Origin of the sequence: Bacillus oleivorans (assembly GCF_900207585.1) — a bacterium.
In the GTDB taxonomy this organism is placed as follows: domain Bacteria; phylum Bacillota; class Bacilli; order Bacillales; family JC228; genus Bacillus_BF; species Bacillus_BF oleivorans.
Map to the genome: position 1 here is coordinate 178,450 of NZ_OAOP01000009.1, position 11,828 is coordinate 190,277.

Genomic DNA, 11,828 nt, shown 5'->3' on the forward strand with positions numbered 1-11,828 from the left:
ATCTCCAAAGTGCGCTTCATCAAAGGGGTTTTATCAGGCTTACACCAAATCCTGACTCGCTTTAAAACGTCCACTTGATTACTCTCTTCTTCAACGATTTTTAATATTTTTAACCATTATAATCGTAAGGCTGAAATTGTCAATCTATTTCTCATCGGAAGCAAACATATAAGTTCGATGGTGATAGCGAATACTAAAGATAATCCCCATCGCGAGCATCGTTCCCATTAAAGAGCTTCCTCCGTAGCTTATAAACGGAAGTGGGATCCCTGTAATCGGAAGCAGCTGAATTTGCATGCCAATATTTTCGAAAACATGGAAGGTAATCATGCAAATGATACCTGTACAAACATAGGAGCTAAACGGATCCTTTGTTTCAAGAGCGACTTTAATTAAGTGATATATTAACAGGAAGAATAAACTAATGACAAAGCTTGCCCCAATAAAACCATATTCCTCTCCGATAACAGAGAAGATAAAGTCTGTATGCTGCTCAGGAACAAATACCACTTTTTCGTTATAGCCTTTTCCTGTTATTTCTCCAGATCCAATAGCTGTCAGGGTCTGGATTAAGTTGTACCCTTCATCTTGAGGGTTATTGTATGGGTCTAGCCATGTATAAATCCGGTCAAATTGATACTTAACGAGACCGAACTTTTCCTCTAAAAATTCAGGATTGTAAATGACCAGTAATAAAGCGGCAGTTCCAATCAATGCAATGGTTCCAAAAACGGGAACAATTATTTTCCACGTAATGCCTGAAACCAAAACCAGTCCTGAAAAAATAGCGATAAATACCAGGGAAGTACCGAGGTCTGGCTGAAGCATAACCAGTCCTAAAGGAATTATGGTGAGAATACTGATTTTGGCTAAGAGCCAAAAATCTGTTTTAATTGTTTTTTGAAAAAAACGGTCATTATGCTCTACGATTGTCCGGCTTATCATAATGATTAAAAATGTCTTCATAAATTCAGACGGCTGAAGCGATCCAAACCCCGGAAAGTAATACCAGCTTCTGATGTCTGGATCGGCAACGATGCGTTCAGGGGCTACTAAAATAAAGGCCAGCAGAAAAATACCGATTCCGTATAAAAACCAAGAAAGCTTACGGTACTGCTCTGTATCAAAATACATTGCAATTCCTACAATTAATGCACCAATGCCGTAATAAACAGCCTGTCTAAGCGCATAATTCGTTGGATCGTTGTCCGATGTTTGTGCACTTGATATGGCTGTTATACTAACTAAAAGGAAGAGAAACAGGATCAGGCAAAGATTCCAGTCAAACCGTTCTCCAACTTTTTTTTGTTGTGTATTCATAGCGTCACCTTATTTATATGAACAAAATTCACTTATTTTTTGATTGGATTTATCAGTACCATATAAATGGTATCAGAGATAAGTTGAGCTTACAATCATTCAATTTTGATAAATTATGACAGTCTGGTGCAGGGAAATGGTGTTATATGGGTAAATATAGGTTAGCTGGATGGGATAGGAAGATATTTCGGGTTAAATATAGAGGGTTTGTCTGATATGGGTCAATGACGGCCAAGGTTCTTTCAGTCAAAATCAAGCCCCATCAGTCAAAAACGACTCCTATCCGCCAAAACTCATATTTCTAAAAGTTATTCCGTGTATTCTATACTCACCGCATGCCCCAAGCCAGAGTCTTCTTCAATCCCATCTAAACCAATCAAAAAGAGGAACCAGCTTAACGCTGGATCCTCCAACAATTTTATTTTGTTTTTCAAATGGACTGGTTAACAGTCTCAGTATTTTTTTGGAGCGAAAGGGGAGCTTTTGGTTCAAAGCTTTCCCTGACTTTATATACTTCAACATATTTTATATGGTGATCTTCCATATCCTTTATTTTAAAGCAATAACCGTCCTGCTCGACAACATCACCTTGTTTGGCTTCATAGTTTGCCGTAAGGATCCAACCGCCGATTGTGTCTACGTCTTCATCGTTAATATCTGTACCTAACAGATCATTTAATTCACTGACTAGAACTTTAGCGTCGACGATATAGTGATAGTCTTTGAGCTTTCTAATTTGCGGAACTTCATCCATATCAAACTCGTCACGAATTTCCCCAACGATTTCTTCAATAATATCTTCAACAGTAACTAGTCCAGAGGTTCCGCCATATTCATCCATAAGGACGGCCATGTGGATCCGTTCTTTTTGCATTTTGATCAATAAGTCATTAATAGGAATTGTATCGATTACCCGAATAATCGGTCTGATATAGTCATCAATTGTAACACTTTCAGGCTGGTCGATGGTTAATAAATCAGTGATTACTTCTTTCACATTTATAAGTCCGATAATGTGGTCTTTGTCACCATCAATAATCGGGTATCTTGTGAATCCTTCATCTTTAACAACACTTAGAAACATGTCTAATGTATCGTCTTTGGAAAGACTCACAATTTCTGTACGCGGAACCATAATTTCTTTGGCAATCCGGTCATCAAAATCAAAAATCTTATTTACATATTTAAACTCAGATTGATTGATTTCGCCGCTTTTGAGACTGTCCGATAGAATAATTCTCAGTTCTTCTTCAGAATGGGCAACCTCGTGCTCCTTTGCTGAATGAAAACCAAAAGCTCTTGTTAAGAGCTGAGCAGATCCGTTTAAAATCCAGATAAACGGGAACATAATCCGATAGAAAAAGATTAATGGACCAGAAAATGTTAGAGTAATAAACTCTGCTCTTTGAATAGCAATCGTTTTTGGAGCTAATTCCCCTACGACCACGTGGAGATAGGTAACAGATAAAAAGGCAATAATGAACGACAGAAAATGAGCAGTTGATTCCGGTATATTAAAATTATTAAATACTGGTGCTAACATTCTCTCAACAGTTGGCTCACCTAACCAACCTAATCCTAATGCTGTAACCGTAATACCAAGCTGACAGGCTGATAAATACTCATCCAGATTGGATATTACCTTTTTGGCTCTTATAGCCCGCTTGCTACCTTCTTCCACCAATTGGTCAATCCGAGAGCTTCGAACCTTCACTATCGCAAACTCTGTCGAGACGAAAAATGCTGTTAAAGCAATCAATATGGCAAAAAGCACCAAGTTAAATATGTCCAAATAATTTCCCTTATCGCTCTATCTTGAGCAAATAAGGTGTCACCTCCATATATTTTAGCTTGAAATCAAACGAAGCGACTGAATTAAGGATACACTTTCTGGGGAAAGTTTTTCCGATACCGCTTCTTTCCGTTTTGAATCCATTTTCTGCAGTATGGAGAGTAAATTATTGATTTCATCATGCAAATACTTCATATGCTCAGTAACAGAAGATATTTGATCTTCTACGTCATTGTCATTGATGGTTGTTGATTTCTGTAATTCTAGTTTCTTCTTAATCTCTTCAAGAGGAATATGAAGGGTTTTGCAATGTTCAATAAATTTTAAATCTTCAACTGCATCTTCATGGTAAATTCTATAATTGGCCTTTGAACGTTCAGCTACAAGCAGTCCAATGCTTGTATAGTAATCTATTGTTCTTTTGGAAACATTCGCCACACTAGCTAGTTCGCTAATTCGATACACTGCCCCATCATATCACCTCTTTTACTGTAATATTTTTATTATAAATTACGTAAACTATACAGTCAAACGTGACGGTTTTACCATCAGATAGCACTATTAGTTTATTCAGTGCAGGAATGAACCATTACATATATCTGAAAATTCAATTAAATGTCTCGAATGAGTCCTACTAGTAAATTTAGTGCTGACAAGATAAAAAACTGGCCGGCCGCCAGTTTTCGTTTGCCTGAATCATTTTGCAAAATTGTATGGATCTGTTGGATCTGATAAGGTATTCATTTTTGCATCAATGTATAGGATGTGATGTCCTTCAATTTCATTGACTGTAAACGTAACACCCTGCTCAGTTACAGAGTCGCCCTTTTGAACATCCATTTTTTTAGATAAAAACCAGCCCCCAAGGGTATCGATATCTTCTTCATTGATTTGTATATTGAATAAATCATTGACATCCTCGAGAAGGATTTTCGCATCAAGCAGGAAATGTCCCTCTTCGATTTTTCTGACCTCAGCAATTTCATCTTTGTCAAATTCATCGCGGATTTCGCCGACAATTTCTTCTAAGATATCTTCCACCGTAACAAGCCCGGCAGTTCCCCCGTATTCATCTAATAAAATCCCCATATGAGAACGTTCTTTTTGCATGATTACTAATAAATCGTGAATCGGAATACTTTCTATGACCCGGATGATGGGTTTTAAGTATTTCGGGACAGGCGCGTTTTCAGGGCAATTTTGATATACACAATCGGTGAGTAATTGTTTGATATTGATAAATCCAATAATGTTATCTTTATCTTCTTCAATCACTGGGTACCTGGTAAAGCCCTCTTCCTTTACAATTTCAAGGATTTCTCTTAGGCTTGCATTGACATTGATTGCGACAATTTCGGTTCGGGGAACCATGATTTCCCGGGCGACCCGATCGTCAAATTCAAAAATATTACTCATATATTTATATTCGGATTGATTAATTTCTCCGCTTTCATAGCTTTCGGAAAGAAGAATTCGCAGTTCTTCTTCAGAATGAGCCAGCTCATTTTCTGAAACCCGTTCCATCCCCAGCATTTTCACAATGAGCAGGGCAGAGCCATTTAATAGCCAAATAATAGGTCGCATCACTTTATAAAACCATATCAGTGTTTTGGAGACGGAAAGGGTAATATTAACAGCTTTCTGAATAGCCGCTGTTTTAGGAGCCAGCTCTCCAACGACAACATGAATATATGTAATAAAAGAAAAGGCTATTAAAAATGAAATGACATGGACAATGGATTCAGGAATCCCAAGCCTTTGTAAAAGGGGATGTATGAGGTCAGCAACTGTAGGCTCTCCAAGCCACCCGAGTCCCAAGGCTGTAATCGTTATTCCGAGCTGACATGCGGACAAATATTCATCTAAATGAGTCGTTATATGTTTAGCTGCAATTGCTTTTTTGTTCCCCTCGGCAATAAGAGCATCTAATTGAGAACTTCTAACCTTTACAATCGCAAATTCCGAGGAAACGAAAAACGCCGTTAAGGCAATAAGAATGATGACAAGAAAAATATTAATTAGTACCAATTTTCACCTTGCAACAGGCTTACACCTCCGTATAATAGCCTTTTTTTAATTTCCCCTTGTTTTGTAAAGTCATGCACTTTAGATTAAATCAGTATTCTGAAGTTCAAACCTTTGGTAAAATAGGAGTATTGATTTTGATGTGGAGGTCGGGAGTAATGAAACAATTGAATTCGGATCTACTATATATGCAAATGAACAAAACAGAACAATATGTACTTTCCCATGGAATAACGTTCACCGACTTTATCAAATCGATGAATAACCCAATTGAATCCGTTCTGTTATTAGAGCACAAATTTGATGACGTACAGCTGCATCTTCGCTCGCTTTTTAATTACATTGAACATGAAAAAATAAAGGATTTAATAAAAGAAGATGTCTCAAGTTATGGTGAGTTTAGCTGGGTTGACTTTGAAGATATCGAAGCGTTAGACGAATTAGACGGTCAAGAAATAGCTGAATTGCTCTTCCTCAATCACATGAAGCATCCTTTGCGCAGTGCTTTTTTTCAAAAATTAAATAATCGTTTTGTTTATTTGGCTCACGATGACGGTTGGATTAATAAAACCTACTATCGAAATTTAGATGATTTTTACAGTGTTCTGCGTTATATGATCATGAATGTAATGATCAGAGAACAGAAACATAGAGGCTTTATGTTTTTTAAAAAGACTTCTAAACCGGAACCTATTGACTTTTCTTCTTTAAAGAATTTATCAGGATTACTCTTTGAGGGTTGTGTCATAGATACAGAAAAAGTGAAATCATCGAGAGGAAAATTTGAGATCCCATTTTATAATTTAGGCACTTATTGGAATATGGATGAGATGAAAGATGCATATGAAAATATGAAGAGTAAACCAGATATTGTGGTTACATATAACTTGAAAGATAAAAGATGGAATCTAGTGTAGTCTATCTTTTATCTTGTTCATTCTTACGAATAGAAAGGAAGAGTCTTAAAGTTTCGATTCCTTTAGGGATCGGATATGCTGTTTGGACGAGCATGGGTGCTGCAGGCAGTTTGGTGATAGGAATGTTATTCTTCAAGGAAGCAAAAGATATTAAACGAATCTTTTATTTGGCTCTTATTATTGTAAGTGTAATAGGTTTAAGAATAACAAGCGAATAGGAAAACAATAGACCTTAAGAAGGAGAAATAAACTCCTTATTAAGGTCTTTTTTATCAACTAAATAAATTTTCAAAAGAAGTGGTATTTAGAATTATTACAAATTTTCGACAAAATGAAACAGGCTTTTAGACCCATAAATATAAGGAATATCGTATAAAACGGATGTTTTAAACGTTTGTATCGAAATAGATTATTAGCATTGTTCGACAAATTTTGAGTTTTCTATGTATTGAAAAAATTAGAATAAGCGTGTATACTTTTCAAAAGTTACAGAGTTTTCATTATTTTTAAAATTAAATAAGCCGAGGTGACGTGGATGACGCAGCAAACATTACTAAATGTAGAAGGTCTAAAGACCTATTTCTACTTGGATAACAAAAAAGTGGCCAAAGCCGTAGATGGTGTTAACTTCGCAATTACTCCAGGAGAAACATTAGCACTAGTCGGTGAATCAGGCAGTGGGAAAAGTATCACGTCTCTATCGATTATGCAGTTAATTAATAGGCCTGGAAAAATAGAAGGTGGCAAGATTATTTTTGGCGGAAAGGATCTTGTGGGATTATCTGATAAACAAATGTCTAAAATCCGCGGTAAGGATATCGCGATGATTTTCCAGGAACCTATGACCGCATTAAACCCGGTTTTTACAATTGGAAATCAAATTGTGGAAACGTTAAAGCGTCATAAAAAGTTATCTAAAAAAGAGGCCAATATAAAAGCGATTGAACTTTTAAAAATGGTAGGCTTCCCAAGAGCTGAAGAAACGATGAAGGAGTATCCTCACCAGCTTTCAGGAGGGATGCGCCAGCGGGCGATGATTGCTATCGCCATTTCCTGTGATCCAAAGCTATTAATTGCCGATGAACCTACCACAGCTTTGGATGTGACGATCCAAGCGCAAATATTAGATTTATTAGATGAAATGAAAAAGAAGTTTAATATGGCAGTCCTCTTAATTACGCATGACCTTGGCGTTGTTGCCGAATATGCAGACCGGGTAATGGTCATGTACGGAGGGCAAATTGTTGAAGATACCACGGTAGAAAGATTATTTACAAATCCAAAGCACCCTTATACAAATGGCCTATTAGAAAGCTTGCCAAGTCTTGATAAAGAAGTTGATCGATTAGGTGCAATCAAGGGAATGGTTCCGCCGGCCTATAACTTTCCTGCGGGTTGCCGCTTTGCAGACCGCTGTCCAAAGGCAATGGATCAATGTAAAGACAGCAATCCTGAATTACTTCCTGTAAAACCCGGTCACGATGTTCGCTGCTATCTCTATCAATAAGGAGGCTAACATGTCCATACTCGAAAAAGATTTAAAGCTAAAGACAGACCAGGATTACATAGTACAAGCAAAAAATATAAAAAAATACTTTCCAATTAAAGGCGGTATTTTAAAGCGGACGATTGGCCATGTAAAAGCCGTTGATGATGTATCGCTTAATATTTTTCGCGGCGAAACACTCGGAGTAGTAGGAGAGTCAGGTTCTGGAAAGTCGACTCTAGGAAGAGTCATTTTGCGATTGCAAAATCCGACGGAAGGCCAAATTCTATTTGAAAATCAGGATATTTCTACAATCGGAAACCGCAAGTTACGGCCGATAAGAAAAGATATGCAAATCGTATTCCAAGATCCATATGCTTCATTAAACGGGAAGATGAATGTTTCCCAATTAATTGAAGAACCTCTTATTGTCCAAACATCGATGTCAAAGAGTGAACGAAGAGAAAAAACAATCAGTTTATTAGAGAAGGTTGGGCTTCGTCCAGAGGATCGTTTGAAATATCCACATGAATTTTCAGGTGGTCAGCGGCAGCGGATCAGTATTGCTCGTGCCCTTGCATTAAATCCAAAGTTTGTTATATGTGACGAACCAGTATCTGCTTTAGATGTATCGATACAGGCGCAAGTTCTCAATTTGATGGCAGACCTGCAGGAAGATTTTAATCTAACTTATTTGTTTATCGCACACGATTTAAGCGTTGTGAAACATATTAGTGACAGGGTCGCCGTTATGTATCTAGGACGGATTGCTGAAATCGCACCGAAAAAGGCTATCTACGAGAAGCCGCTTCACCCGTATACACAAGCGCTTCTTTCTTCTGTACCATCTACGGATGTACATAACAGACGTGAAAAAATCATTTTAAAGGGAGACCTTCCGAGTCCATCCAATCCTCCAAGCGGATGCGCGTTTAGAACACGCTGTCCACTCGCTCATGATCGCTGTACAGCTGAACGCCCAGAGTTATCTGATATGGGTAATGGCCATTTTGTTGCTTGCCATTTGTATGATAAGTAGTCACCATTTTTTATCGTATAAGGAAAAAGTACTTTAGTGATTGACAACTGGAAGCAGCCCAGCGTCTATCGGACTTATCTAGCTCCATTGCCTAGGTACTCGAGTCGCTTCACCTCCTCCTTCAGAAGCAAAGAACGCTTCTTCGTCCGAGGCGCAAGCGTTGTCGGGCCAATTCTAGGCAATTCCGCTTTTAGGTTTCCCTCACCTCTGGTCGATAAGGAAGCCAGACTCGGCTTTCGGTCGCTGTGTTTCCTTTATCTCACTGCTGCGAAAGTAAAGTCCATACCGTCGCTGACCGGGCGCTTCCGCTTTTCTTATGAATAAGGAGGTGGTTTTGCTAAAGTGGTATAAGTTTTTCCAATTTATTTTTGAAAAATTTAAGGGGTGAATGTTTTGAAAAACAGAAAACATTGGTTACTTATGCTTATCTTTGTTCTCCTTCTGGGAATACTTGCTGCATGTTCGAGTGACGCAGGTGAAGGAGATAACGAACCAGATGATGGGACAGAACAGCCGGAAGGTGAAGGCGATGGAGATGGTGTAACAGATGGTCCGCAAATGGGAGGAACCATTGTAGGGGCAATGGACACTGCACCTACAGGATTATTTAACCCGATTTTCTATACAGAAGCATATGAAGCAAATATCCTAGATTTTACTCATGAAGGTTTATTATCACAAAATGAAAATCTAGAATTTGAACCGAACTTAGCAAAAAAATGGACGTTTAATGAGGATCAAACCCAATTAACTCTCGAATTAGAGCAAGGCGTTAAATGGCATGATGGCGAAGAATTTACAGCAGCGGATGTTGTCTTTACCTATAAAACTATAGCGAGCCCTGGGTATGTAGAGGCTGGTGGAGTCCGTGATGACTATGTTATAAGATTAAAAGGTTTCGAGGCATTTAGAGCTGGTGAAACAGATGTATTTGAGGGAGTTACAGCTGATGGGGACTACACGGTTACATTTCATTTTACAGAACCAAACGTAACAGCTCTTAGTGATGCTTCTTTCCCAATTATTCCCGAACACATTTTCAAAGATATTCCTGTAGCAGAAATTCCGACACATGCAGCATCTCTAGAACCGGGTAAAGTGATCGGAACAGGACCATTCAAATTTACCGAAATGATTGATGGTGAGCAGTATGTATTAGAAAAGCATGCTGACTATTGGAAGGGTGAGCCTTATCTTGATGGTATCACTTGGCGTGTTGTAGACCAAGCGGTAATCCTCGGGTTACTAGAAAATCAAGAGATTGATTTTGTCGCTGATCCAAACGGTTTCCAACCGGCTGACTATGAAACGGTTGCGGCGATGGATCATCTTAGTATTATCGAGCAGCCAGACTTTGGTTATCAGATCATGGGTCTATTCCATAATCACCGTACACCAGAGGAAAGTGAAGCAGGTGTGATTAACCCTGAAAATTGGGTGCCAAACGAAGATTTAGCCAGCAAAGAAGTACGTCAGGCGATTGCATATGCGATTAATCGTCAAGGGCTAATTGACGGATTGCTTTATGGAAAAGGATCTGTTATTAATGCCCCGATTGCGACCCAATTCTGGGCATATGACGGGGAAAATCCAAACCAATATCCGTTTGATCCTGAAAAAGCAAAACAATTGCTAGATGATGCAGGATATGTCGATACAAATGGAGATGGTTTCCGTGAAGACCCTAATGGGGAAGAGTGGGTTCTTTCTTTACACTTCCCGCTTGGAAATCAGCTTCGTGAAAGATCAGCACCAATTATCGAAGAAATGCTTGAAGCAGTTGGCATTAACATAGACCTCGCCCAACCGATGGAAATGGCCGCTTATGTTCCAGAGCTTGAAACGAATACAGATTGGGATCTTTATTTACTAGGCTGGAGCTTAGGAAGCGGGGATCCAGATCCGAGCGGACTGTGGGGTTCTACCGCCGCCTACAACTTTGGGCGCTGGTATAATCCAGAAGCTGATCAATTATTACAGGATGCTCTAACACCGCCAGATGCCTTTGAACAGGATTACCGTAAACAAGTATATAGCGACTGGCAAGTCATGTTCCAGGATGATCTTCCTGCGGTTATCTTGTATGCGCAAAATAGCCTATGGGCCTATAATAAGCGGATCCAGGGAATAGAACCACTTCCATATTCGATGTACAATGAACCGCAATTATGGTGGGTTAACGGAGAGTAAAACTTAATGAAATTTTAGAAGGGGTTAGAGCGTGCGGAGAAACGCCGCATGCTCTATTTCATTTAAAAGAATGGAGGGGATAAGATGTACAAATATATCGTTCGGCGCCTACTCATCTTCATACCGATGTTATTTGCATTAACAGTTATCGTATTTGGTTTAGTAAGAGCTGCTCCAGGGGACCCATTTTCAGGCAGGTTATTGGATCCGGATATTGACCCTAAAATTTTTGAACAGCAAAGAGAAGCGGCCGGATTAAACGATCCTCTTCCTGTTCAATATTTTCGTTGGGTTTCTGGTGCTCTTCAAGGTGATTTTGGAGAATCATTTGTTTATAGAGGACGTGAAGTTTCGGATTTAATTGCAGATCGTATTGAAAATACCCTATATTTAGGCATGTTTTCGCTATTTATAACACTTATAGTCTCAATCCCAATTGGGATCTATTCAGCCCGCAAACCGTATTCATTACTAGATTACGGAGCAACGACTTTTGGATTCCTCGGTTTAGCTATTCCAAACTTCTTTTTTGGATTAGTAGCAATTTACTTTTTTTCAATCCATCTTGGGTGGTTCCCTTCACAAGGTACTGTTTCATCGAGTGGTTTAGAAGGGATTGAACTATTTTTGGATAAGCTCCATCACTTGTTTTTACCAGGAATTACTTTAGGGTTAGCAAGTACTGCCGCTTACATGCGCTACATGCGATCTGAAGTATTAGATGTATTGGGGAAGGATTTTATCCGTACGGCCAAGGCCAAAGGGATGACAGATCGAAATGTACTTTACAAGCATACGCTTCGAAATGCATTAATTCCCATCATTACATTAATGGGCTTTGAAATTGGACTACTGCTTAGTGGAGCTGTTATTACAGAAGGAGTATTTCAATACCCCGGACTCGGAACACTTTTTCTAACCTCTATTGGAAATAGAGACTATCCTGTAATTATGGCGATTAACCTACTTCTAGGTTTCTTTATCCTTTTAGGAAATTTATTAGCGGATATATTTTATAGTATTGTCGACCCAAGAATTCGCTATGATTGAGGTGGAATA

At 38.7% G+C, this 11,828-nt stretch carries 10 protein-coding genes and 1 other annotated feature (1 of these 11 running past the window's edge); of the genes, 6 read left to right on the top strand and 4 right to left on the bottom strand.

Features of this window, described 5'->3' with window-relative positions; all coding sequences use genetic code 11:
- Positions 1-103: a binding site (T-box leader), on the bottom strand (it extends 103 nt beyond the left edge of the window).
- A gap of 41 nt (positions 104-144) precedes the next feature.
- The 4 genes from CRO56_RS18015 to CRO56_RS18030 form a co-directional block, all read right to left on the bottom strand.
- Entirely contained in the window at positions 145-1,320 is a 1,176-nt protein-coding gene (locus tag CRO56_RS18015) for an FtsW/RodA/SpoVE family cell cycle protein (protein ID WP_097160013.1), read from the bottom strand.
- A 430-nt stretch (positions 1,321-1,750) separates the two neighbouring features.
- A complete protein-coding gene (locus tag CRO56_RS18020; protein WP_097160014.1) occupies positions 1,751-3,112 on the bottom strand; it encodes a hemolysin family protein in 1,362 nt (453 codons plus the stop codon).
- A 54-nt stretch (positions 3,113-3,166) separates the two neighbouring features.
- Complete coding sequence (locus CRO56_RS18025; protein ID WP_097160015.1) at positions 3,167-3,577, bottom strand: MerR family transcriptional regulator; 411 nt, start codon at positions 3,575-3,577, stop codon at positions 3,167-3,169.
- A gap of 231 nt (positions 3,578-3,808) precedes the next feature.
- Positions 3,809-5,140 carry a hemolysin family protein gene (locus CRO56_RS18030; RefSeq protein ID WP_097160016.1) on the bottom strand — a complete coding sequence of 444 codons (1,332 nt, stop codon included), beginning with the start codon at positions 5,138-5,140 and terminating at the stop codon, positions 3,809-3,811.
- A gap of 155 nt (positions 5,141-5,295) precedes the next feature.
- Between CRO56_RS18030 and CRO56_RS18035 the strand changes: the two genes are divergently transcribed.
- The 6 genes from CRO56_RS18035 to CRO56_RS18060 all read left to right on the top strand — a co-directional run bounded on the left by CRO56_RS18035 (position 5,296) and on the right by CRO56_RS18060 (position 11,819).
- Positions 5,296-6,054 (top strand): hypothetical protein, encoded by a 759-nt coding sequence (locus tag CRO56_RS18035; protein ID WP_097160017.1) that lies wholly within the window; start codon positions 5,296-5,298, stop codon positions 6,052-6,054.
- The gene (locus CRO56_RS18040) at positions 6,039-6,272 is read left to right on the top strand and encodes a DMT family transporter (RefSeq protein ID WP_097160018.1); all 234 of its coding nucleotides are present in this window, start codon (positions 6,039-6,041) and stop codon (positions 6,270-6,272) included. The genes CRO56_RS18035 and CRO56_RS18040 overlap by 16 nt, the downstream gene beginning before the upstream one ends.
- A 317-nt stretch (positions 6,273-6,589) precedes the next feature.
- The gene (locus tag CRO56_RS18045; RefSeq protein WP_097160019.1) at positions 6,590-7,561 is read left to right on the top strand and encodes an ABC transporter ATP-binding protein; all 972 of its coding nucleotides are present in this window, start codon (positions 6,590-6,592) and stop codon (positions 7,559-7,561) included.
- A 10-nt stretch (positions 7,562-7,571) separates the two neighbouring features.
- A complete protein-coding gene (locus CRO56_RS18050) occupies positions 7,572-8,579 on the top strand; it encodes an ABC transporter ATP-binding protein (protein ID WP_097160020.1) in 1,008 nt (335 codons plus the stop codon).
- Positions 8,580-8,963: 384 nt separating this feature from the next.
- The gene (locus tag CRO56_RS18055) at positions 8,964-10,769 is read left to right on the top strand and encodes a peptide-binding protein (RefSeq protein ID WP_342745899.1); all 1,806 of its coding nucleotides are present in this window, start codon (positions 8,964-8,966) and stop codon (positions 10,767-10,769) included.
- 84 nt (positions 10,770-10,853) lie between these two features.
- Positions 10,854-11,819 carry an ABC transporter permease gene (locus tag CRO56_RS18060; RefSeq protein ID WP_097160021.1) on the top strand — a complete coding sequence of 322 codons (966 nt, stop codon included), beginning with the start codon at positions 10,854-10,856 and terminating at the stop codon, positions 11,817-11,819.
- The last annotated feature ends 9 nt before the right edge of the window (positions 11,820-11,828 follow it).